The sequence below is a fragment of the Streptomyces sp. NPDC051364 genome (genome assembly GCF_040682115.1).
Classification (GTDB): domain Bacteria; phylum Actinomycetota; class Actinomycetes; order Streptomycetales; family Streptomycetaceae; genus Streptomyces.
The window spans coordinates 265,775-289,426 of the sequence record NZ_JBFBAH010000001.1; the positions used below are offsets into that span (position 1 = coordinate 265,775).

General features: G+C 69.1%; 20 protein-coding genes and 1 pseudogene. 12 read left to right on the forward strand and 9 right to left on the reverse strand.

Annotated features, from left to right (window positions below; all coding sequences use genetic code 11):
- Positions 1 to 41 precede the first annotated feature (41 nt).
- The 5 genes from AB0M76_RS01295 to trxA all read left to right on the forward strand — a co-directional run bounded on the left by AB0M76_RS01295 (position 42) and on the right by trxA (position 5,029).
- A complete protein-coding gene (locus AB0M76_RS01295; RefSeq protein ID WP_365950938.1) occupies positions 42 to 1,760 on the forward strand; it encodes a protein kinase family protein in 1,719 nt (572 codons plus the stop codon).
- Between the two features lie 139 nt (positions 1,761 to 1,899).
- Positions 1,900 to 2,601: an RNA polymerase sigma factor SigM gene (sigM, locus tag AB0M76_RS01300; protein ID WP_365950939.1), complete on the forward strand. Its 702-nt coding sequence runs from the start codon at positions 1,900 to 1,902 to the stop codon at positions 2,599 to 2,601.
- On the forward strand, positions 2,598 to 3,545 hold the full coding sequence (locus AB0M76_RS01305) for a hypothetical protein (RefSeq protein ID WP_365950940.1): 948 nt from the start codon (positions 2,598 to 2,600) through the stop codon (positions 3,543 to 3,545). The genes sigM and AB0M76_RS01305 overlap by 4 nt, the downstream gene beginning before the upstream one ends.
- 126 nt (positions 3,546 to 3,671) lie before the next feature.
- Positions 3,672 to 4,631 (forward strand): thioredoxin-disulfide reductase, encoded by a 960-nt coding sequence (gene trxB, locus AB0M76_RS01310; RefSeq protein WP_365950941.1) that lies wholly within the window; start codon positions 3,672 to 3,674, stop codon positions 4,629 to 4,631.
- 53 nt (positions 4,632 to 4,684) lie between these two features.
- Positions 4,685 to 5,029: a thioredoxin gene (gene trxA, locus AB0M76_RS01315; protein WP_365950942.1), complete on the forward strand. Its 345-nt coding sequence runs from the start codon at positions 4,685 to 4,687 to the stop codon at positions 5,027 to 5,029.
- A gap of 66 nt (positions 5,030 to 5,095) precedes the next feature.
- Here the strand turns inward: trxA and AB0M76_RS01320 are convergent, their stop codons facing one another.
- From AB0M76_RS01320 to rpmH, 9 genes and pseudogenes are all read right to left on the reverse strand, one after another.
- Positions 5,096 to 5,713 (reverse strand): GNAT family N-acetyltransferase, encoded by a 618-nt coding sequence (locus AB0M76_RS01320; protein WP_266627574.1) that lies wholly within the window; start codon positions 5,711 to 5,713, stop codon positions 5,096 to 5,098.
- Between the two features lie 105 nt (positions 5,714 to 5,818).
- Positions 5,819 to 6,913: a ParB/RepB/Spo0J family partition protein gene (locus AB0M76_RS01325; protein WP_365950943.1), complete on the reverse strand. Its 1,095-nt coding sequence runs from the start codon at positions 6,911 to 6,913 to the stop codon at positions 5,819 to 5,821.
- On the reverse strand, positions 6,910 to 7,995 hold the full coding sequence (locus AB0M76_RS01330) for a ParA family protein (protein ID WP_323139574.1): 1,086 nt from the start codon (positions 7,993 to 7,995) through the stop codon (positions 6,910 to 6,912). The genes AB0M76_RS01325 and AB0M76_RS01330 overlap by 4 nt, the downstream gene beginning before the upstream one ends.
- A 236-nt stretch (positions 7,996 to 8,231) precedes the next feature.
- Complete coding sequence (gene rsmG, locus AB0M76_RS01335; protein ID WP_266627572.1) at positions 8,232 to 8,948, reverse strand: 16S rRNA (guanine(527)-N(7))-methyltransferase RsmG; 717 nt, start codon at positions 8,946 to 8,948, stop codon at positions 8,232 to 8,234.
- A gap of 136 nt (positions 8,949 to 9,084) precedes the next feature.
- Positions 9,085 to 9,597, reverse strand: coding sequence for a R3H domain-containing nucleic acid-binding protein (locus tag AB0M76_RS01340; protein WP_030153171.1), 513 nt, complete (start codon positions 9,595 to 9,597; stop codon positions 9,085 to 9,087).
- Between the two features lie 15 nt (positions 9,598 to 9,612).
- Positions 9,613 to 10,716, reverse strand: coding sequence for a membrane protein insertase YidC (gene yidC, locus AB0M76_RS01345; protein WP_365950944.1), 1,104 nt, complete (start codon positions 10,714 to 10,716; stop codon positions 9,613 to 9,615).
- A 30-nt stretch (positions 10,717 to 10,746) separates the two neighbouring features.
- Positions 10,747 to 11,001 (reverse strand): annotated as a pseudogene (gene yidD / locus AB0M76_RS01350) (membrane protein insertion efficiency factor YidD); the annotation flags it as partial.
- Entirely contained in the window at positions 10,998 to 11,372 is a 375-nt protein-coding gene (gene rnpA / locus AB0M76_RS01355) for a ribonuclease P protein component (protein WP_078987192.1), read from the reverse strand. The pseudogene yidD and the gene rnpA, both read right to left, overlap by 4 nt.
- Before the next feature lie 21 nt (positions 11,373 to 11,393).
- Entirely contained in the window at positions 11,394 to 11,531 is a 138-nt protein-coding gene (gene rpmH, locus AB0M76_RS01360; protein WP_008741645.1) for a 50S ribosomal protein L34, read from the reverse strand.
- Between the two features lie 355 nt (positions 11,532 to 11,886).
- Between rpmH and dnaA the strand changes: the two genes are divergently transcribed.
- From dnaA to gyrA, 7 genes are all read left to right on the forward strand, one after another.
- A complete protein-coding gene (gene dnaA / locus AB0M76_RS01365) occupies positions 11,887 to 13,662 on the forward strand; it encodes a chromosomal replication initiator protein DnaA (RefSeq protein ID WP_365950945.1) in 1,776 nt (591 codons plus the stop codon).
- 862 nt (positions 13,663 to 14,524) lie between these two features.
- A complete protein-coding gene (gene dnaN / locus AB0M76_RS01370; RefSeq protein WP_329382392.1) occupies positions 14,525 to 15,655 on the forward strand; it encodes a DNA polymerase III subunit beta in 1,131 nt (376 codons plus the stop codon).
- A gap of 232 nt (positions 15,656 to 15,887) precedes the next feature.
- Positions 15,888 to 16,814, forward strand: a complete 927-nt coding sequence (gene gnd / locus AB0M76_RS01375) for a phosphogluconate dehydrogenase (NAD(+)-dependent, decarboxylating) (RefSeq protein WP_365951369.1) — start codon at positions 15,888 to 15,890, stop codon at positions 16,812 to 16,814.
- 78 nt (positions 16,815 to 16,892) lie between these two features.
- A complete protein-coding gene (gene recF / locus AB0M76_RS01380) occupies positions 16,893 to 18,041 on the forward strand; it encodes a DNA replication/repair protein RecF (protein WP_365950946.1) in 1,149 nt (382 codons plus the stop codon).
- Entirely contained in the window at positions 18,038 to 18,565 is a 528-nt protein-coding gene (locus AB0M76_RS01385) for a DUF721 domain-containing protein (RefSeq protein WP_365950947.1), read from the forward strand. Before recF ends, AB0M76_RS01385 begins: the two co-directional genes overlap by 4 nt.
- 376 nt (positions 18,566 to 18,941) lie before the next feature.
- Positions 18,942 to 21,002 carry a DNA topoisomerase (ATP-hydrolyzing) subunit B gene (gyrB, locus tag AB0M76_RS01390; protein ID WP_365950949.1) on the forward strand — a complete coding sequence of 687 codons (2,061 nt, stop codon included), beginning with the start codon at positions 18,942 to 18,944 and terminating at the stop codon, positions 21,000 to 21,002.
- Between the two features lie 41 nt (positions 21,003 to 21,043).
- Entirely contained in the window at positions 21,044 to 23,650 is a 2,607-nt protein-coding gene (gene gyrA / locus AB0M76_RS01395; RefSeq protein ID WP_365950950.1) for a DNA gyrase subunit A, read from the forward strand.
- The last annotated feature ends 2 nt before the right edge of the window (positions 23,651 to 23,652 follow it).

A 23,652-nucleotide genomic window follows, 5' to 3' on the forward strand; every position in this document is an offset into this window, starting at 1 on the left:
CTGGCCGACAGCGCGTAACGGATGGGGAGGCAGGAACGACGGTGGCGGAACGTAGCACGGCTGCCGTCGACGTGGCCGACAACGGCGGCGACGAGCCGCCGGCCGCAGATGCGGCGAAGGCCATGGCCGACGGGGTGGACACCCAGAACGGACGAGCCGCGGACGGACCCATGCCCGAAAAGGACGGCGAACGCAGAAAAGCGGCCCCTGCTGCCGCCCCCGAACTCCACAGCGGCCACAAGCTCGCCAGGCGCTATCGCCTCGAAGAGTGCGTCACCCGTCTGGACGGATTCAGCAGCTGGCGCGCGATGGACGAGAAGCTGCGCCGGGCCGTGGGCGTCCATCTGCTGCCTGCCGACCACCCGCGGGCCCGCGCCGTCCTGGCCGCCGCCCGCTCTTCCGCGCTGCTCGGCGACCCCCGGTTCGTCCACGTCCTCGACGCCGTGGAGGAGAACGACCTCGTCTACGTCGTCCACGAGTGGCTGCCCGACGCCACCGAGCTGACCGCGCTCCTCGCCGCGGGCCCCTTGGAGCCCCACGAGGCCTACCAGCTCGTCACCCAGGTCTCCCAGGCCATGGCCGCCGCGCACCGCGAGGGCCTGGCCCACCTGCGCCTGACGCCCAGCGCCATACTCCGCACCTCGACGGGCCAGTACCGGATCCGCGGGCTCGCCGTGAACGCCGCCCTGCGCGGCATCACCAGCGACACCCCGCAGCGTGCGGACACCGAGGCCATCGGCGCACTCCTGTACGCCACCTTGACCCAGCGCTGGCCGTACGAGGTCGACGCCTACGGCCTCACCGGCCTGCCCAAGGGCGTCGGCCTGATCGCCCCCGACCAGGTCCGCGCCGGGGTGCACCGGGGGCTGGGGGAGCTCGCCATGCGCGCCCTCGCCAACGACGGGGCCACCGCTTCCCGTCAGGAGCCCGCCTGCACCACCCCGGAGGAGCTGGCCAAGGCCGTCGCCGCGATGCCCCGCATCCGGCCGCCGGAGCCCGCTTTCACCCCGCCTCCCGAGTACCAGCACACCACCTACCAGCAGGGCAGCTACGGCCGGCCCATGGCGTCCGGAGCGCCTACTGCCGCGGTCCGTTCCGTCGCGCCTCCGCCGCCCCCGCTGCAGAGCCGTACCGGCCGGGTCCTCAAGTGGGGCGTCGCGGCCCTGCTGATCGCCGCCCTCGGCCTGGGCAGCTGGCAGCTCGCCGACACCCTGCTGGACCGCGGCAAGCAGGGCAGCAGCGGCAGCAACCAGACGCAGCCGAAGAACAACGAGTCCCCGAAGCAGCCCGACCCCGGCAAGTCCCTGGCCATCAAGAACGCTTCGGTCCTCGGGAACTCCGTGAAACCGGAAGCCGTTGACAAGACCATCGACGGAGACCCTGCATCCGGGTGGATCACCCCCAGGTACGTGAACTACGCCAAGTTCGGCAACCTGGAAACGGCGAACGACGGCAGCGGCATCATCGTCGACCTGGGCTCGGTGCAGGACGTCTCCGGGATCGACGTGGACATGTGGGTCCCCGGTCAGACGGCCGAGGTCCTCGCCGCGCCCCCGGAAGCCGCACCCCCCGGATCCGTGTCCGCCTTCACCCAGCCGATCGTCAAACTGGGACGCACCGAGGGCAAGCTCCAGACGACGCTGGACGCCCCCATCCGCACCCGCTACGTGCTGATCCACATCACGGAACTGCCCTCGGACGGCACCGGCGGCTACCGCGGCGGCATCAACGAGATCAAGGTGCTCGGCCCGGCCGGCTGAGCCACCCGCACAGCCGACGGAGCCATGGTCCGGCCGGGGAGGCATCCCCCGCCGGACCGTGGCTCCCGGCGTGTGAACCGGCCCCTCGTGCGCGCCCCGCACAGGCTCTACGCTCCATCCCGGGAAGAAGCGAGGTGTGATGCACTCAGCAACGGGAGACGACCGGAGCGACCAGGAATTGCTGGCGCTGCATGTCTCCGGTGATCCCGACGCATTCGGGGAGCTCGTACGGCGGCACCGCGACCGGCTGTGGGCCGTGGCCCTGCGCACCCTCGGCGACCGCGAGGAGGCCGCGGACGCCGTGCAGGACGCCCTCGTCTCCGCCTACCGGGCCGCCCACACCTTCCGCGGGGAATCGGCCGTCACGACCTGGCTGCACCGCATCACCGTCAACGCCTGCCTCGACCGGGCCCGCAAGGCAGCCTCCCGCAGGACCGCGCCCCTCGACGACACAGAGCGCTTGGAGCGCCTCCTGGAGCCCCACGAGTCCGCCGAGGCACCGGCGGAGCGCCAGGAGCTCCACCGGCAGCTCCTGGCCGCCCTCGGCACGCTCCCGGCCGAGCAGCGGGCCGTCCTCGTCCTCGTCGACATGCAGGGATACCCCGTCGCCGAGGCCGCACGTATCCTCGACGTCCCCACCGGCACGGTGAAGAGCCGGTGCGCGCGCGGCCGGGCGAAACTCCTCCCGATGCTCACTCATCTGCGCTCGAATGCCGGGGATAACACCGCCGCCGAGCGGGGAAGGAACCGGACGCCGGGGACACCCGTCCCACCAGCGGCAGATCCCAGTCAGCCAGCCCCAGACGCAGACACGGTGAAGGGCGGAGGTGGACGAACGTGACTCCCACAACCGGCACGATCCGGCACCCTGACGTCTCGGAGATCTCCGACCTGACCGAAGGGCTCCTGTCCCCGGTCCGGACCGGGGAGGTACGCCGACACCTGGGCGACTGCCCGCTGTGCGCCGACGTCCACGCCTCCCTGGAGGAGATCCGGGCGCTCCTCGGCACCCTGCCGGGGCCGCCGCGGATGCCCTCCGACATCGCCGGGCGCATCGACGCGGCCCTCGCCGCCGAGGCCCTCCTCGACTCCACGGCGCCCAGAGCCGGGGCCGTCCCGGCCTCCGGGCCCGGCACGCCGAGCGATGTTTCACGTGAAACATCGCCTGCCGCACCCGCCGGTCCCGGCACCCGGCGGCCCGCCGGTCACCCGGCCGGAGCAACCGGCCCAGGGCGCCGCCGCGCCCGCCGCCGGATCGCCGTCATCGCAGGCCTGGCCGGAGCGGCCGCCTGCGCCCTCGGCATCTTCCTTGCGGGCAACCTGCTCGGAACCGGCTCTCCGGACACCGCCGCCCGTAAGTCCGGCACGAGCGCGGCCGCCGAGGCCCCCACCGACGGTACGTACACCGCGCAGGGCCTCCAGGACAGCGTCCGCCGGCTCCTGGTCCCCGAACAAGGCGCCAAGACCGCCCCGCAGGGGGAACAGCCGAACAACACGTACGGGTTGGAGAACACCACTCCCTCACCGGGGCTGGTCCCCGGCGACCGCAACCGCACGGAAGCCTCGCCGGTCCCGCCCTGTATCCAGGGCGCCACCGGTCGACCCGACAGCCCGCTCGCCGCCGAACGAGGCAGCTACGAGGGCACCGAGGTCTACCTCCTCGTCCTGCCGCACCCCGGCGACTCTGCCCGTGTGGACGCCTACCTCGTGGGTATCGAGTGCACGAACACTCCGTCTGCCGACCCCAGTAAACCGTTGCTGACCAGGACATACCACCGAAGCTGACACCTTCGGGCTCGCGAGGGAGCGGGCCGGGAATGCATGCGCCGTAGGATCCGTTGGGTGGGGTGAGACAACACACCGGCCCCTCCGGCAAGCAGCGTGCAGTCCACAGAGACGAGGAAGAAACCCGTGAGCGACGTACGAAACGTGATCATCATCGGTTCCGGGCCGGCCGGCTACACCGCCGCCCTGTACACCGCACGCGCTTCGCTCAAGCCGCTGGTCTTCGAAGGCGCCGTCACCGCCGGTGGCGCGCTGATGAACACCACCGAGGTCGAGAACTTCCCCGGCTTCCAGGACGGCATCATGGGTCCGGACCTCATGGACAACATGCGCGGCCAGGCCGAGCGCTTCGGCGCCGAGCTCGTCCCCGACGACATCGTGTCCGTTGATCTCACCGGTGAGATCAAGACCGTCACCGACACCGCCGGCACCGTGCACCGCGCCAAGGCCGTGATCGTCACCACCGGCTCCCAGCACCGCAAGCTGGGACTGCCGAACGAGGACGCCCTCTCCGGCCGCGGTGTCTCCTGGTGCGCCACCTGCGACGGATTCTTCTTCAAGGACCAGGACATCGCCGTCGTCGGCGGCGGCGACACCGCGATCGAGGAAGCAACCTTCCTCTCCCGGTTCGCCAAGTCCGTCACCATCGTGCACCGCCGCGACAGCCTGCGTGCCTCCAAGGCCATGCAGGACCGCGCCTTCGCCGACCCGAAGATCAAGTTCGCCTGGGACAGCGAGGTCGCCGCGATCCACGGCGAGCAGAAGCTCTCCGGTCTCACCCTGCGCAACACCAAGACCAGTGAGACCTCCGAGCTCCCCATGACGGGCCTCTTCATCGCCGTCGGCCACGACCCGCGGACCGAACTGTTCAAGGACCAGCTGGAGCTCGACGAGGACGGCTACCTCAAGGTCGACGCCCCCTCGACGCGCACCAACCTCACCGGCGTGTTCGGCGCCGGCGACGTCGTGGACCACACGTACCGTCAGGCCATCACCGCCGCGGGCACCGGCTGCTCCGCGGCCCTCGACGCCGAGCGCTTCCTCGCCGCCCTCGCGGACGCCGAGAAGGCGCACGCGACGGTCTGACCCCCACGCACACCCCCCACCCCACACCCCGCAGCAAGAATTAGGAGGCCGCAGTGGCCGGCACCCTCAAGACCGTGACCGACGCAAGCTTCGACGCAGACGTTCTGGCCAGCGAAAAGCCCGTCCTGGTGGACTTCTGGGCCGAATGGTGCGGCCCGTGCCGCCAGATCGCCCCGTCCCTGGAGGCCATCGCGGCCGAGTACGGCGACGAGATCGAGATCGTCAAGCTCAACATCGACCAGAACCCGGACACGGCCGCCAAGTACGGCGTCATGTCCATCCCGACCCTGAACGTCTACCAGGGCGGCGAGGTCGTCAAGACCATCGTCGGCGCCAAGCCGAAGGCCGCCATCCTGCGTGACCTCGACGGCTTCGTGACCATCAAGCCGGTCGTCTGAAGCGTCTGAGCAACCCGGTCACGTGAAACGGGGCCGCCCCTTCGAAAGGGCGGCCCCGTTCGCACATCACAGCGGACGCAGCGCAGGCTCCTTCCGCGCCGCACCGAGCAGCCGGTCCAGCGCGAGCTCCACGTCTTCCTTCCACGAGAGCGTCGAACGCATCTCCAGCCGCAGCCGCGGGTGCACGGGATGCGGCCGCACCGTCTTGAAGCCCACGGCCAGCAGGTGGTCCGCAGGCAGCAGGCATGCCGGGCCCTCCCATCGCGCGTCTCCGAACGCCTCGATCGCCCGGAAACCGCGTCGCAGCAGATCCTTGGCCACCGTCTGGACCATCACCCGCCCCAGGCCCTGGCCCTGATAACCCGGCATGATCCACGCGGTGATCAGCTGCACCGCATCCGGCGACACCGGACTCGTCGGAAAGGACGCGGCCCGCGGTACGTACGCCGGCGGCGCGTACAGCACGAATCCCACCGGGACGTCGTCCACGTAGACCACACGGCCGCACGAACCCCACTCCAGCAGGACGGCGGAGATCCACGCCTCCTTCTCCAGCGCCGGAGTCCCCGCCTTCACGGCGGCCTCACCACTGACCGGATCCAACTCCCAGAACACACAGGACCGGCAACGCCGAGGCAGGTCCTGAAGGTTGTCCAGCGTGAGTGGTACCAACCGACGCCCCATGAGCGCATCGTATCCACTGCCCGAATCAGGAGAAACCGCTACAAGGCAAAGGGGCGGACCGCGCCGGTTCGCACCGGCACGACCCGCCCCTCGGCGGCCGGGGACTCACTCCCCGGACAGACCCTGCTCCAGCACCCGGCCCTCGCCTGGCGCCAGCGTCCCCAGAATCCGCTCCAGATCCTCCATCGAGGCGAACTCGACGGTGATCTTGCCCTTCTTCTGGCCCAGATCCACCTTCACGCGCGTCTCGAACCGGTCCGACAGCCGCGTCGCCAGCTCGCTGAGCGCCGGAGCCACCCGGGCGCCCGCCCGCGGACCCTTCGGCTTCACGGCTCCGGAGGGCTCCGAGCCCATCAGCGACACGATCTCCTCGACCGCACGCACCGACAGACCCTCGGCTACGATCCGGTGCGCCAGCCGGTCCTGGACCTCGGACTCCTCCACCGACAGCAGCGCCCGTGCATGCCCCGCAGAGAGCACGCCCGCGGCCACCCGGCGCTGCACCGGCGGCGACAGCCTCAGCAGACGCAGCGTGTTCGACACCTGCGGGCGCGAGCGCCCGATACGGTCCGCCAGCTGGTCGTGCGTGCAGTTGAAGTCCTGGAGCAGCTGGTCGTACGCAGCCGCCTCCTCCAGCGGGTTCAGCTGCGCCCGGTGCAGGTTCTCGAGCAGTGCGTCCAGCAGCAGCTTCTCGTCGTCCGTCGCCCGGATGATCGCCGGAATGCGCTCCAGCCCGGCCTCCCGGCAAGCCCGCCAACGGCGCTCACCCATGATGAGCTCGTAGCGGCCAGGAGCCGACTGCCGCACCACCACCGGCTGAAGCAGACCCACCTCCTGGATGGAGGTCACCAACTCCGCCAGCGCGTCCTCGTCGAAGACCTCACGGGGCTGCCGCGGGTTCGGCGTGATCGCGTCCATCGGGAGCTCGGCGAACGTCGCCCCGGCGACCACATCGGCCTCGGGCTCCACTACCGCCGGCTCATCGGCCACCGCGAGCGCGACCGCCGATGTTTCACGTGAAACATCCGCCTGCGCCAGCGCAGCCAGCTTCGCCGCCGCGATCCCGCGCTCCGATGTGATGACCGGCACCGCTGACGGGGACGTCGACCCGGCACCGATCACCGGCGGCGTCTTCTCCTGCGGAGCTGCGGGGATCAGCGCACCGAGCCCCCGTCCCAGACCCCTACGTCGCTCACTCACTGGATCCCCTCCGCCACACTCTGCGTGCTGTTCATGCCCGCGCCCAGATGGGCGTGCTGGGCGTCGTACGAAATTCCGGCCCCCCGCAGCGCGATCTCACGCGCCGCTTCCAGGTAGGAGAGAGAACCGCTGGAACCAGGATCGTAGGTGAGCACCGTCTGGCCGTAGCTCGGCGCCTCCGAAATACGCACCGACCGCGGGATGCTCGTGCGCAGCACCTCCTTGCCGAAGTGGGTGCGCACCTCCTCCGCCACCTGCGAAGCCAGCCGGGTCCTGCCGTCGTACATCGTCAGCAGGATCGTCGAGACATGCAGCGTGGGGTTCAGGTGGGCCCGCACCAGGTCGACATTGCGCAGCAGCTGGCCCAGCCCCTCCAGCGCGTAGTACTCGCACTGGATCGGGATCAGCACCTCGGCGCCGGCCACCAGTGCGTTCACCGTCAGCAGCCCCAGCGAGGGCGGGCAGTCGATCAGGATGTAGTCGAGCGGCTGCTCGTACGCCTGGATGGCCCGCTGCAGCCGGCTCTCCCGGGCCACCAGCGACACCAGCTCGATCTCCGCACCCGCCAGGTCGATCGTGGCCGGAGCACAGAAGAGCCCCTCCACGTCCACCACCGGCTGGACGACCTCCAGCAGCGGCCGGCTGTCCACGAGCACGTCGTAGATCGAGGGCACATCCGCGTGGTGGTCGATACCGAGCGCCGTGGAGGCGTTGCCCTGGGGGTCGAGGTCGACCACCAGGACCCGCGCACCGTGCAGAGCCAGCGAGGCCGCCAGGTTCACGGTCGTCGTGGTCTTGCCCACGCCGCCCTTCTGGTTGGCGACCACGATGACCCGCGTCTGCTCCGGGCGGGGCAGCCCCTCGCCGGCGCGCCCCAGCGCCTCGACCGCCAGCTGGGCGGCACGGCCGATGGGCGTGTCGTTGTCTACAAGGGGCGACGATGTTTCACGTGAAACATCCTCGCCCGCCGATTCAGAGCGGGGACCGGGGACCGGATCGGCCATCGGCCCCGCGAGGTTGGCGTCGGACCGCACGGTGTCACTCTCCTCGACATCAGGCTCGCGATGGACAGAGCCTGCCATGGCATCGGGGTCGCGAACCAGCGGGGCCCGTACTCCTGTGGATGAATCCACCGATGTGGACAACTCCGTCCCCCCTTTGTTCTTGCGATCGCGGGGGGACGCAGCCGCACGGCCGCGGCTGATGATTCCGTGCAACAGAGAGCGACGTTTCACGTGAAACACGATGCCCGGACGGAGTCATCAGGCCGCTACGACACTCCGAAATCCATACCTATAGGGCGCAACGCCCCCGAAAATCAGCGACGCCGACGGGTCCGGCTGGTGCGAGCAGCCTTAGCCCGCTTGGCCGCGAACCTCACCCCACCGGGGCTTTCTCCGACCTCGACCCGGACCACCGTCGACATGGGATCCACCACACCCTCGCCCACGTGCAGCACCGAGGTCTTCACCACACCCAGCTTCGCCAGCGCGACCTTGGCCGCCACCAGCTCCTCCTCGGCGGTGTCGCCCTTCAGGGCCAGCATCTCCCCGTACGGACGCAGCAGGGGCACGCCCCAGCCCGCCAGCCGGTCCAGCGGAGCCACGGCACGCGCCGTCACCACATGCACCGGCTGCACCTTGCCGAGAACCTCCTCGGCCCGGCCGCGCACCACCGTGACGTGGTCCAGGCCCAGCAGCTCCACGGCCTCCTGCAGGAAGGTCGTACGCCGCAGCAGCGGCTCCAGCAGCGTGATCTTCAGATCACGCCGCACCAGAGCCAACGGGATACCGGGCAGGCCGGCACCCGAGCCGACATCGCACACGGTGACGCCCTCGGGCACCACCTCCGACAGCACCGCGCAGTTCAGCAGGTGCCGCTCCCACAGCCGTGGCACCTCACGCGGGCCGATCAGACCGCGCTTGACCCCCGCGTCCGCCAGCAGCTCCGCATACCGCACAGCTTCCGGGAAAAACTCGCCGAACACCGCGCGCGCCTCTTCGGGCGCCGGGGGAAGCTCCGCTGCCTCCGTCACGGGGACCGTCCTTCCGTACCGCATGGATCGTTGAAAACGCACTGCTCGAACTGGCACCGCCCGAACGGACACTGCCAGGCTGACAAACTTCGGCCCCGTCTGCGACACAGACGGGGCCGAACACTCAGGGTTGCGATCAAGCCGGGAGCACGACGACGAAGCGCTGCGGCTCCTCGCCCTCCGACTCGCTCTTCAGGCCGGCAGCCGCCACGGCGTCGTGGACGACCTTCCGCTCGAAGGGCGTCATCGGCGCCAGCTTCAGCGGCTCACCTGACGCCTTCACGTCTGCGGCCGCCTGGGCGCCCAGCGCAGCCAGCTCCTCGCGCTTCTTCGCACGGAACCCGGCGATGTCCAGCATCAGCCGACTGCGGTCCCCGGTCTCCCGGTGCACGGCGAGGCGGGTGAGCTCCTGCAGAGCCTCCAGGACCTCACCGTCGCGGCCCACGAGCTTCTGCAGATCGCGGCTGGCCGAGTCGCTGACGATCGACACGGCGGCCCGGTCGGCCTCGACGTCCATGTCGATGTCCCCGTCCAGGTCGGCGATGTCCAGCAGACCCTCGAGGTAGTCGGCCGCGATCTCGCCCTCCTGCTCCAGGCGGGTCAGGGTGTCGCCACTCTCAGCGGCGGCGGTGGTGGTGCCTTCCGTCACGGGAGAAACTCCTTCTCACTTCTTGGAAGAGGGCTTGGGGGGCGTCTGACGCTGCGACTTCGACTGCCGCTTCGGCTGCTGCCGCTTGGCGGCACCGCCGCTTGCAGCGTCCGAATCGGCCGTGGCCTCGACACTCTTGATCACAGACCCGTCCGCCTGGGCAGCCAGACCCTGCTTCGTGAGAGCCGCGATGAACTTGCGCTCGTTGTCGTTGCGGTCCGGGCCCTTGGCCACGATCGCCGCAACGATCTTCTTCTTGCCCCGGCCCTTGACGTCGCCGTGCGTGGTGACGTGCTTCAGCAGACGGGTCAGGTACTGGTCCTGGGCCTTGCTGCCGGGCGTCGGGTTCTGGTTGATCACGTACATCTGCTGACCCATGGTCCACACGTTCGTGGTCAGCCAGTAGACGAGAACACCCACGGGGAAGTTGATGCCCATCACCGCGAAGATCAGCGGGAAGATGTACATCAGCATCTTCTGCTGCTGCATGAACGGCGTCTTGACCGAGAGGTCGACGTTCTTCTGCATCAGCTGGCGCTGCGTGTAGAACTGCGACAGCGACATCATGACGATCATGACCGCGGTCACGATGCGGACATCCGTGATCGAGGCGCCCAGGGAGGCGGCCTTCTCGGCACTGTCCGTGAACTTCGCCGCCAGCGGGGCACCGAAGATGTGCGCCTGACGCGCGCTCTCCAGCAGCGACTGGTTGATGACACCGATGGTCTGACCGTTGGCGATGGCCGAGAGCACGTGGTACAGCGCGAAGAAGAACGGGGACTGCGCCAGGATGGGCAGGCACGAGGAGAGCGGGTTGGTACCCGTCTCCTTGTACAGCTTCATCATCTCTTCGGACTGGCGCTGCTTGTCGTTCTTGTAGCGCTCCTGGATCGCCTTCATCTTCGGCTGGAGCGCCTGCATGCCGCGCGTCGCCTTGATCTGCTTCACGAAGAGCGGGATCAGGCAGATACGGATCAAGACCACCAGGGACACGATGGACAAGCCCCAGGCCCAACCGCTGTCCGGGCCGAAGATCGCGCCGTACAGGCTGTGGAACTGGACGATGACCCACGAGACAGGCGTGGTGATAAAGCTGAACAGACTGGCAATCGTGTCCACTAATCAGGCTCCTTGAGCATTGCGAGATCTACGCAACGCACTGCGCAGCTGCTCGTGCCAACGCGGGCGTTTACGGGGTGGGACATGATCGACACCACCGGCGGACCACGGATTGCACCGCAGGATCCGCCAGCCGGTCAGAACCGTCCCCTTCACCGCACCATGCCGGTCGATGGCCGTGAACCCGTAGTGCGAGCACGAGGGGTAATAACGGCACACCGGCCCGAGCAGCGGACTGATCGTCCACTGGTACAGCTTGATCAATGCGAGCAGCGGGTACTTCATCGAGCCACGCCTCCCAGGAGCCGCGACAGGGCAGCATCCAGGTCCCGGGCCAGTTCGTCGACACCGGCATCACCCGCGCCGGGCAATGCCCGTACCACCACCAGGCTACCGGCGGGCAGCTGGGACAGCCGCTCGCGGACAAGATGGCGCAAACGGCGCTTCACCCGGTTACGGACGACGGCGCCACCCACGGCCTTGCTGACGACGAAACCCGCACGCGTCGAGGGATCGATCTCCCCCGGCTCGTGCGGGTCCGTTGCACCGCTTGTACGTAGGTGGACGACGAGGAGCGGGCGACCAGCCCGACGACCTCGACGTACCGCGCTCGCGAAGTCCTCGCGCCGCCTCAGCCGATTCTCGGGAGACAGCACGACGTCACGACCCGCGCGTTGTTACGCGGAAAGGGCGGCGCGGCCCTTGCCGCGGCGGTTCGCGAGGATCGCGCGACCGGCACGGGTACGCATCCGCAGGCGGAAGCCGTGGGTCTTGGCACGACGGCGGTTGTTCGGCTGGAAGGTGCGCTTGCTCACTCGGGGGCTCCAGAGAATAAATCGTTGTGGCGGGACATCGCCTGGCTGTCACCGTGCGCCCACGAGGAAACTCGCGTGTTCGCCCGAGTGGCACCGCTAAACGATCACAAAAGGTGATCTTCGCCCATCGGTAGGCAGGCGGCAGCAGCCATCGACAACTCGACCTCGTTACGGTACGCGCGGCTACGCCATCCGGTCAAACCGAGGCTACGTGGCCCCACACTGTGCACAGGCTGTGGACAACGACTTGAACCGTACCCGTCGGCCTGACTACCGTTGTCTGATCCCGGATTTTTTGTCCCGACCGTCCCAAAGAACCACACATTCGTGGGACCCCTGTGAGAGAGCGTGCTCTGTGGCTGACGTACCTGCCGATCTTGCCGCAGTGTGGCCAAGGGTGCTCGAAAAGCTCCTCGGGGAGGGACAGCAGGCCATCGAGCCCAAGGACAAGCAGTGGGTCGAGCGCTGTCAGCCCCTGGCTCTCGTCGCCGACACCGCGCTTCTCGCCGTCCCCAACGAGTACGGCAAGCGCGTCCTGGAGGGCCGGCTCGCCCCGCTGATCAGCGATGCGCTCAGCCGTGAGTGCGGCCGCCCGATCCGCATCGCCATCACCGTGGACGACTCCGCCGGCGAGCCCGCGCCCCTGGCGGCGCCCGCGCAGCAGCGCCCCGAGCCGTACGAGCCGTACGGCGGCCAGCGCCCCGGCGCCCCGGGCGGACCCGGCGGCCCTGGCGACGACCAGCTCCCGACCGCCCGCCCCGCCTACCCGGACTACCAGCAGTCCCGCCCCGAGCCCGGCTCCTGGCCCCGCGGCGGCCAGCAGGACGACTACGGCTGGCAGCAGCCGCGCCTCGGCGGCTTCCCCGAGCGCGACCCGTACGCCTCCCCGCAGCCGGGCTACCTCCAGCAGTCCGAGCCCGGCGGCTACGAGCAGAACTCCTACGAACAGCAGCAGTACGAGCAACAGCAGTACGAGCCCCGCCCGCAGCAGTCCCATCAGTACGAGCAGCAGTCGTACGAGCAGCCCGCCCCGCGCCCGGCGCCCGGCCGGCCCGCACCGCCCCCGGCCGGCGGCTCCACGTCGGGCCCGCTCGAGCCGACCGCCCGGCTGAACCCCAAGTACCTGTTCGACACCTTCGTCATCGGTGCCTCCAACCGCTTCGCGCACGCCGCCGCAGTGGCCGTCGCCGAGGCGCCCGCCAAGGCCTACAACCCCCTCTTCATCTACGGGGAATCAGGTCTTGGCAAAACGCATCTGCTGCACGCCATCGGGCACTACGCCCGGAGCCTCTACCCCGGCACCCGGGTGCGGTACGTGAGCTCCGAGGAGTTCACCAACGAGTTCATCAACTCGATCCGCGACGGCAAGGGCGACGCGTTCCGCAAGCGCTACCGCGAGATGGACATCCTGCTCGTCGACGACATCCAGTTCCTCGCGAGCAAGGAGTCGACGCAGGAGGAGTTCTTCCACACCTTCAACACGCTCCACAACGCCAACAAGCAGATCGTGCTGTCCTCCGACCGGCCGCCCAAGCAGCTCGTCACCCTCGAGGACCGGCTCCGCAACCGCTTCGAGTGGGGCCTGATCACCGACGTCCAGCCGCCCGAGCTGGAGACCCGTATCGCGATCCTGCGCAAGAAGGCCGTCCAGGAGCAGCTCAACGCCCCGCCGGAGGTACTGGAGTTCATCGCCTCCCGCATCTCGCGCAACATCCGCGAGCTGGAGGGGGCGCTGATCCGGGTCACGGCCTTCGCGAGCCTGAACCGGCAGCCGGTCGACCTGGGCCTGGCCGAGGACGTCCTCAAGAACCTGATCCCGGGCGGCGAGGACTCAGCGCCCGAGATCACCGCGTCGGACATCATGGCGGCCACCGCCGACTACTTCGGCCTCACCGTGGACGACCTGTGCGGCTCCTCGCGCAGCCGCGTCCTGGTCACCGCCCGGCAGATCGCCATGTACCTGTGCCGGGAGCTCACGGACCTGTCCCTGCCCAAGATCGGGGCGCAGTTCGGCGGCCGCGACCACACCACCGTCATGCACGCGGACCGCAAGATCCGCGCGCTGATGGCGGAGCGGCGCTCCATCTACAACCAGGTCACGGAGCTCACCAACCGCATCAAGAACGGCTGAGCTGAGCCTCTTCAAACGCTTCCAGAGGGCGCTCCCGGGGTACTTCGGGGGCGCCCTTCTTCATCCGCGCGCCCCTGACCTGTTCGAATACGCCCCCTGTGGAGCAACTCATCCACAGATTCCCGGACTTTCTTCCGTCCACAGGCTGGGGACGGCTTCCGTCACCCACAATCTGTCCACAGGGGTGCCGCGTGAGGCCCCATCAACCCTGGTCAGCTGCCTGTGGAATTGTGCGCAAGCGTCATCCACAGCCTGTGGACAGAAATTTCATCCACAGGCTCATCCACGCCTCTGTCCACCGCCGACCCACAGGTTGCCGGATCCTGTGCACAGGATCCGACGAGTTACCCACACCGTTGTCCACTGTTCGGCAACATTGCACCCCCCGTCACCGCCGCGAGTGAAAGCCGTCACACCGAAGTCGACGTTTGGCCTGTGGAGTACCGGGGGAAAGCTGGGGACACACCTGTGGAGTAGTCGGGGTCACCTGGGGATGGCCTGTGCAGAACTTTTCGTTCTCCACAGAGACACCGTGTTGTCCACCGGTGTCACCCACAGGGTCGGTGGATAAAAAACGCGGGTTGACCTGCGAAAACGGGCTTATCCACCGTTTCCACAGGCCCTACTACTACCCCCATAGAGAGTTAGGCCGGTTTCGGTTTTCAAGCGGGTCCTGTGCACAACTCGGTGGGGACGCCTCCCCGACACCTCGCTCCCGACTTGACCTCCGGCAGCACCGACTGTCGGCGCCGTACGTCAGACTGGTCCCCGGCAACGAGGCTCCGAGCCACCGAGGGCATCGAGGCATCGAGCCGACGACGAAGGCCGGCAGACGAGCGAGCAACAGCAGGAGGCGGTTCCGGTGAAGATCCGGGTGGAGCGCGACGTACTCGCGGAGGCGGTGGCTTGGGCTGCCCGTAGCCTCCCGGCCCGGCCGCCGGTGCCCGTTCTCGCGGGCCTGCTGCTGAAGGCCGAGGAGGGCACCCTGTCCCTCTCCGGCTTCGACTACGAGGTCTCGGCCCGCGTCTCCGTCGAGGCGGACGTCGAGGAGGACGGCACCGTCCTCGTCTCCGGCCGGCTGCTCGCCGACATCTGCCGCGCCCTCCCCAACCGCCCGGTGGAGATTTCCACAGACGGTGTACGAGCGACCGTGGTCTGCGGCTCCTCGCGATTCACACTCCACACCCTGCCTGTGGAGGAATACCCGGCGCTGCCGACGATGCCCACCGCGACCGGCACCGTGCCCGGCGAGGTCTTCGCCTCCGCCGCCGCCCAGGTCGCCATCGCCGCCGGCCGTGACGACACGCTGCCCGTGCTGACCGGTGTCCGCATCGAGATCGAGGGCGACCGCGTCACCCTGGCCTCCACCGACCGCTACCGCTTCGCGGTCCGCGAGTTCCTGTGGAAGCCGGAGAACCCGGACGCCTCCGCCGTGGCCCTGGTGCCCGCCAAGACGCTCCTGGACACCGCCAAGTCCCTGACCAGCGGTGACACCGTCACCCTGGCGCTGTCGGGCTCCGGCGCGGGCGAGGGCCTCATCGGCTTCGAGGGCGCCGGCCGCCGCACCACCACCCGCCTCCTCGAAGGCGACCTGCCGAAGTACCGCACGCTGTTCCCGACGGAGTTCAACTCCATCGCCGTGATCGAGACCGCCCCGTTCGTCGAGGCCGTCAAGCGCGTGGCCCTGGTCGCCGAGCGCAACACCCCGGTCCGCCTCAGCTTCGAGCAGGGCGTGCTGATCCTGGAGGCCGGCTCCTCCGACGATGCACAGGCTGTGGAACGTGTGGACGCCAAGCTCGAGGGCGACGACATCTCGATCGCCTTCAACCCGACCTTCCTGCTGGACGGCCTGAGCGCGATCGACTCCCCGGCCGCGCAGCTGAGCTTCACCACGTCCACGAAGCCGGCGCTGCTCAGCGGCCGCCCGGCGGTCGACGCCGAGGCCGACGAGGCGTACAAGTACCTGATCATGCCGGTGCGCCTGTCCGGCTGACGCAGCCTGTGTCGGGCCCGGTCTCGCAGGCTGCGGGGCCGGGCCCGACGTCGTTCGCCCCGCCGCACGGCCGGGGCCCGGCGCCCCCAGCGCCGCGCAACGCCTTGTAGGGGCTCTCAGCGCCTCGTACTGGCTCTCGTACGGGCTCTCTCCCGTACGGCCGCCCCTGGGAGCGCCCGTGGCGCCGCGCGGCACCGCCCGGCGTAGGCTCGGAGCCTGGGTATGCCCGGGGATTCCGGGGGAAACCCGGCACAGACGGCCACAACGCTTAAGGAACCACCTGATGGAGCTTGGTCTCGTCGGTCTCGGCAAGATGGGCGGCAACATGCGCGAGCGCATCCGCCGCGCAGGCCACACCGTCATCGGATACGACCGCAACCCGGACCTCGCCGATGTCCACAGCCTGCGGGAACTTGTGGACAGCCTGCAGGCCCCCCGCGTCGTGTGGGTGATGGTCCCGGCGGGTGCGGCGACGCAGTCCACCGTCGACGAGCTCTCGGAGCTGCTCTCGATCGGCGACATCGTGGTCGACGGCGGCAACTCCCGCTGGACCGACGACGAGAAGCACGCCGCGGAGCTGGCGACCAAGGGCATCGGCTTCGTCGACTGCGGTGTCTCCGGCGGCGTGTGGGGCCTCGAGAACGGCTACGCGCTCATGTACGGCGGCGCGAAGGACCACGTGGCACGGGTCCAGCCGATCTTCGACGCCCTCAAGCCCGAAGGTGAGTTCGGCGCCGTGCACGCCGGCAAGGTCGGCGCGGGCCACTTCGCGAAGATGGTCCACAACGGCATCGAGTACGCCATGATGCAGGCCTACGCAGAGGGCTGGGAGCTGCTCGAGAAGGTGGACTCGGTCACCGACGTCCGCGAGGTCTTCCGGTCCTGGCAGGAAGGAACGGTCATCCGTTCCTGGCTGCTCGACCTCGCCGTGAACGCGCTGGACGAGGACGAGCACCTGGAGCAGCTGCGCGGTTTCGCGCAGGACTCGGGCGAGGGCCGGTGGACGGTGGAGGCGGCGATCGACAACTCCGTGCCGCTGCCCGCGATCACCGCCTCGCTCTTCGCGCGGTTCGCGTCCCGCCAGGACGATTCGCCGCAGATGAAGATGATCGCCGCGCTGCGCAACCAGTTCGGCGGCCACGCGGTCGAGAAGGCCTAGCCGCCCGCCCGCCGAAGAGGCGGGGCACCACAGCAGCACAGAGCAGAGCAGCAGGAAGCCGGGGGAGGTCGGCGTCGTATGCATGTTTCGCATCTCTCACTGGCCGACTTCCGCTCGTACGCCCGGGCCGAGGTTCCCCTCGACCCGGGCGTCACGGCCTTCGTGGGCCCCAACGGCCAGGGCAAGACGAACCTGGTCGAGGCCATCGGCTACCTGGCCACGCTCGGCAGCCACCGCGTCTCCTCGGACGCCCCGCTGGTACGGATGGGCGCGGACCGCGCCGTCATCCGCGCGGCCGTCACCCACGGCGCGCGCCAGCAGCTGGTCGAGCTGGAGCTGAACCCGGGGCGCGCCAACCGCGCCCGGATCAACCGGTCCTCGCAGGTCAGGCCCCGGGACGTACTGGGGATCGTACGGACGGTGCTGTTCGCGCCGGAGGACCTGGCCCTGGTGAAGGGGGACCCCGGGGAGCGCCGGCGGTTCCTCGACGAGCTCGTCACGGCCCGCTCGCCGCGGATGGCGGCGGTCCGGTCGGACTACGAGCGGGTCCTCAAGCAGCGGAACACCCTGCTGAAGTCGGCGGCGATGGCCCGCCGGCACGGCGGCCGCTCCATGGACCTCTCCACCCTCGACGTATGGGACCAGCACCTCGCGCGCGTGGGCGCGGAGCTTCTGGCGCAGCGCCTCGACCTGATCGCGACGCTGCTGCCGCTGGCGGACAAGGCGTACGAGCAGCTCGCGCCCGGCGGCGGCCCGCTGGGCCTCGCGTACAAGTCCTCGGCCGCCGGCGAGGCCGGCGAAACGGTGGACAGCGGGACGGCGCGCACGCGCGAAGCGCTGTACGAGGTGCTGATGGCGGCCCTGGCCGAGGTGCGCAAGCAGGAGATCGAGCGCGGCGTGACCCTGGTGGGCCCGCACCGCGACGACGTGCTGCTGCGCCTCGGCGACCTCCCGGCCAAGGGGTACGCGAGCCACGGTGAGTCCTGGTCATACGCGCTGGCGCTGCGGCTGGCCTCGTACGAGCTGCTGCGCTCGGAGGGCGCCGAGCCGGTGCTGATCCTGGACGACGTCTTCGCGGAGCTGGACGCACGGCGCCGGGAACGGCTGGCGGAGCTGGTGGCTCCGGGCGAGCAGGTGCTGGTGACGGCGGCGGTGGACGACGACGTTCCGGGTGTCCTGGCGGGGACCCGGTTCGGGGTTTCCGGCGGTGAGGTGACCCGGCTGTGAGCGACGAGAAGAAGGAACCGCGCAAGGTCCCGGAGCCCTCGGGCGTGGACCTTGCACGGCAGGCGCTGGCGGCGGCCCGGGAGCAGGCGCGGGCCCGGGGCAATGCGGCCGGCGGGAAGAAGGGGAGCCGGCAGCCGGGACTGCGCTCGGGTGCGCGCGCGGACGGCCGCGACCCGATGCCGTTGATGGCGGCGCTGGACCGGCTGCGCACGGAGCACGGCTGGGAGATGCCGATGGCGGTCGCGGGCGTGATGGAGCGCTGGCCGGAGATCGTCGGGCCGGAGATCGCGGCGCACTGTGAACCGGAGCGGTACGAGGACCGTGAACTGGTCGTGCGGTGCGATTCCTCGGCATGGGCGGCGCAGCTGAAGCTGCTGGCCCCGCAGCTGGTGGCGCGGCTGAACGCGGACCTGGGGCAGGGCACCGTCCAGATGATCAAGGTCCAGGGCCCGGGCGGACGCCCGAAGCGGTACGGACCGCTGCGCGCGCCGGGCAGTACGGGCCCGGGGGACACGTACGGATAGCCGCGCGGCAGCGCCCGCCGCGGTCCGCGGGAGGGCCGGCCCACGGCCCGGCATACCGGTCGGTGTGCCTCTTTCGCGCACCCCGCGCACCCGCCGTTCCGGGTGGCGTCCCTCACGGTAGCGGGAGGTTGACAGGCCGAAGCGCTGGATGCCCGTGTGAGCCTCTTTGAGCCCCTTCCCGGATATGGGGAGTCGGAGAGAGGAGGTTCAGGGCGGCACATGCGGACTCAGGTACCGGCAAACCCCCATTCATGTCCGTGGTACCGGTAGACTGAAGCGAATCCCGCCCGCTTGCGGGATCTAGCTGATACACGCTGACAACGCAGATCGACGCAGCCGCTCCTGCTTGCATGCCTGCTGGCCCGGAGTACGGCCTGTGCTGTGCCAGAAAGGGCGCTTCGTGGCCGATTCCGGCAACCCCAACGACAACCAGTCCACAGCCGGCGAGAACGGCGAGGTAACCGCCTCTTACGACGCCAGCGCGATCCAGGTCCTCGAGGGCCTGGACGCGGTCCGCAAGCGGCCAGGCATGTACATCGGCTCGACCGGTGAGCGCGGGCTGCACCACCTCGTCCAGGAGGTCGTCGACAACTCGGTCGACGAGGCCATGGCCGGGCACGCGGACACGATCGACGTCACGATCCTCGCCGACGGCGGCGTCAGGGTGGTCGACAACGGCCGTGGCATCCCGGTCGGCATCGTGCCGTCCGAGGGCAAGCCGGCGGTGGAGGTCGTGCTGACGGTCCTGCACGCGGGCGGCAAGTTCGGCGGCGGCGGCTACGCCGTCTCCGGTGGTCTGCACGGCGTGGGTGTGTCCGTCGTGAACGCCCTGTCGACGAAGGTAGCGGTCGAGGTCAAGACCGACGGCTACCGCTGGACCCAGGACTACAAGCTCGGTGTCCCGACGGCGGCGCTGGCGAAGAACGAGGAGACCGACGAGCACGGCACGTCGGTGACGTTCTGGGCCGACCCGGACATCTTCGAGACGACCGACTACTCCTTCGAGACGCTGTCGCGGCGCTTCCAGGAGATGGCCTTCCTGAACAAGGGCCTGACCCTGACGCTGACCGACGAGCGCGAGTCGGCCAAGGCGACCGTCGGCGCGGACGACCCCGAAGCGGACGTGGCAGAGCCCACCGCGCGCACGGTCAAGTACTACTACGAGGGCGGCATCGTCGACTTCGTGACGTACCTGAACTCGCGCAAGGGCGAGCTCATCCACCCGACCGTCATCGACGTCGAGGCCGAGGACAAGGAGCGCCTGCTCTCGGTCGAGATCGCGATGCAGTGGAACTCGCAGTACACGGAGGGCGTGTACTCCTTCGCGAACACGATCCACACCCACGAGGGCGGCACCCACGAGGAGGGCTTCCGCGCGGCGCTCACGGGTCTGGTGAACCGTTACGCGCGCGACAAGAAGCTGCTCCGCGAGAAGGACGACAACCTCGCCGGCGAGGACATCCGCGAGGGTCTGACGGCGATCATCTCGGTCAAGCTGGGCGAGCCGCAGTTCGAGGGCCAGACGAAGACCAAGCTGGGCAACACGGAGGCCAAGACCTTCGTGCAGAAGGTCGTGCACGAGCACCTCAACGACTGGTTCGACCGCAACCCGGTCGAGGCCGCGGACATCATCCGCAAGTCGATCCAGGCGGCCACGGCGCGCGTCGCGGCCCGCAAGGCCCGCGACCTCACCCGCCGCAAGGGCCTGCTGGAGAGCGCCTCGCTGCCGGGCAAGCTGTCCGACTGCCAGTCGAACGACCCGACCAAGTGCGAGATCTTCATCGTCGAGGGTGACTCGGCCGGTGGTTCCGCGAAGTCCGGCCGCAACCCGATGTACCAGGCCATCCTGCCGATCCGCGGCAAGATCCTGAACGTCGAGAAGGCCCGTATCGACAAGATCCTCCAGAACACCGAGGTCCAGGCGCTGATCAGCGCCTTCGGTACCGGTGTGCACGAGGACTTCGACATCGAGAAGCTCCGCTATCACAAGATCATCTTGATGGCGGACGCCGACGTCGACGGCCAGCACATCAACACCCTGCTGCTGACCTTCCTGTTCCGCTTCATGCGGCCGCTGGTCGAAGCCGGTCACGTGTACCTGTCGCGCCCGCCGCTCTACAAGATCAAGTGGGGCCGGGACGACTTCGAGTACGCGTACTCGGACCGCGAGCGCGACGCCCTCGTCGAACTGGGCAAGCAGAACGGCAAGCGGATCCGGGAAGACTCGATCCAGCGCTTCAAGGGTCTGGGCGAGATGAACGCCGAGGAGCTGCGCGTCACCACCATGGACGTCGACCACCGCGTGCTCGGCCAGGTCACCCTGGACGACGCGGCCCAGGCCGACGACCTGTTCTCGGTGCTGATGGGTGAGGACGTCGAGGCGCGGCGCTCCTTCATCCAGCGCAACGCCAAGGACGTTCGGTTCCTCGACATCTGAGTCGGCCTCCGCTGACCGCCTGAAAGGACTTCTGACCAGCAATGGCCGACGAAACCACCCCCACCGCGGAGAACCCCGCGGAGGAGCAGCCCGTGATGCGCATCGAGCCCGTCGGGCTCGAGACGGAGATGCAGCGCTCCTACCTCGACTACGCGATGTCCGTCATCGTCTCCCGCGCGCTGCCCGACGTACGGGACGGCCTCAAGCCGGTCCACCGTCGTGTGCTGTACGCGATGTACGACGGCGGCTACCGGCCCGAGAAGGGCTTCTACAAGTGCGCCCGCGTCGTCGGCGACGTCATGGGCACCTACCACCCGCACGGTGACAGCTCCATCTACGACGCCCTGGTCCGCCTGGCCCAGCCGTGGTCGATGCGCATGCCGCTGGTGGACAGCAACGGCAACTTCGGCTCCCCGGGCAACGACCCGGCCGCCGCGATGCGCTACACCGAGTGCAAGCTGATGCCGCTGGCCATGGAGATGCTCCGGGACATCGACGAGGAGACCGTCGACTTCACGGACAACTACGACGGCCGCAACCAGGAGCCGACCGTCCTGCCGGCCCGCTTCCCGAACCTGCTGGTCAACGGCAGCGCCGGCATCGCGGTCGGCATGGCCACCAACATCCCGCCGCACAACCTGCGCGAGGTCGCGGCCGGCGCCCAGTGGGCGCTGGAGCACCCGGACGCCTCGCACGAGGAGCTGCTCGACGCGCTCCTGGAGCGGATCAAGGGTCCTGACTTCCCGTCGGGCGCCTTGGTCGTGGGCCGCAAGGGCATCGAGGAGGCGTACCGGACCGGGCGCGGCTCGATCACGATGCGCGCGGTGGTCGAGGTCGAGGAGATCCAGAACCGCCAGTGCCTGGTGGTCACGGAGCTTCCGTACCAGACCAACCCGGACAACCTGGCGCAGAAGATCGCCGACCTGGTCAAGGACGGCAAGGTCGGCGGCATCGCCGACGTGCGTGACGAGACCTCGTCGCGGACGGGCCAGCGTCTGGTGATCGTGCTCAAGCGCGACGCGGTCGCCAAGGTCGTGCTGAACAACCTGTACAAGCACACCGACCTCCAGACGAACTTCGGCGCGAACATGCTGGCGCTGGTGGACGGCGTGCCGCGCACGCTGTCGATCGACGCGTTCATCCGCCACTGGGTCACGCACCAGATCGAGGTCATCGTCCGGCGGACGAAGTTCCGTCTGCGCAAGGCGGAGGAGCGGGCGCACATCCTGCGCGGCCTGCTCAAGGCGCTGGACGCGATCGACGAGGTCATCGCGCTGATCCGGCGCAGCAACACCGTCGAGATCGCGCGCGAGGGCCTGATGGGCCTCCTGGAGATCGACGAGATCCAGGCCAACGCGATCCTCGAGATGCAGCTGCGGCGCCTGGCGGCCCTGGAGCGGCAGAAGATCGTCGCCGAGCACGACGAGCTCCAGGCGAAGATCAACGAGTACAACGCGATCCTGGCCTCGCCGGAGAAGCAGCGCTCGATCGTCAGCGAGGAGCTGGCGGCGATCGTCGAGAAGTACGGCGACGACCGGCGCTCGAAGCTGGTGCCCTTCGACGGCGACATGTCCATGGAGGACCTGATCGCCGAAGAGGACATCGTCGTCACGATCACGCACGGCGGCTACGTCAAGCGCACCAAGACCGAGGACTACCGCTCGCAGAAGCGCGGCGGCAAGGGCGTGCGCGGCACGAAGCTGAAGCAGGACGACCTGGTCGACCACTTCTTCGTGTCCACCACGCACCACTGGCTGCTGTTCTTCACGAACAAGGGCCGGGTCTACCGCTCCAAGGCGTACGAGCTGCCGGACGCCGGCCGCGACGCCCGCGGGCAGCACGTGGCGAACCTGCTGGCCTTCCAGCCGGACGAGAAGATCGCCCAGATCCTCGCGATCCGCGACTACGAGGCCGCTCCGTACCTGATCCTGGCCACCAAGGGCGGCCTGGTGAAGAAGACGGCGCTCAAGGACTACGACTCGCCCCGTTCGGGTGGCGTGATCGCGATCAACCTCCGGGAGACCGGCGCCGACGGCGCCGACGGCACTGCCGACGAGCTGATCGGGGCCGAGCTGGTGTCCGCCGAGGACGACCTGCTGCTGATCAGCAAGAAGGCGCAGTCGATCCGCTTCACGGCGACCGACGACGCGCTGCGCCCGATGGGCCGCGCGACCTCGGGTGTGAAGGGCATGAGTTTCCGCGAGGGTGACGAACTGCTCTCCATGAGCGTCGTCCGGCCCGGTACGTTCGTCTTCACCGCGACCGACGGCGGTTACGCCAAGCGGACGCCGGTCGACGAGTACCGCGTCCAGGGTCGTGGTGGTCTGGGTATCAAGGCCGCGAAGATCGTGGAGGACCGCGGGTCGCTCGTCGGGGCGCTCGTGGTGGACGAATCGGACGAGATTCTCGCCATCACGCTCAGCGGTGGTGTGATTCGTACGCGAGTCAACGAAGTCAGGGAGACCGGCCGTGACACCATGGGCGTCCAGCTGATCAACCTGGGCAAGCGCGATGCCGTGGTCGGTATCGCTCGTAACGCCGAGGCCGGTCAGGATGCTGACGAGGTCGAGGAGACCGAGGCAGCCGAAGGACAGGCCGCCGAGGCCGCCGAGGGCACGCAGCCCTCGGCCGGGGAGCACGAGGAGTAAGT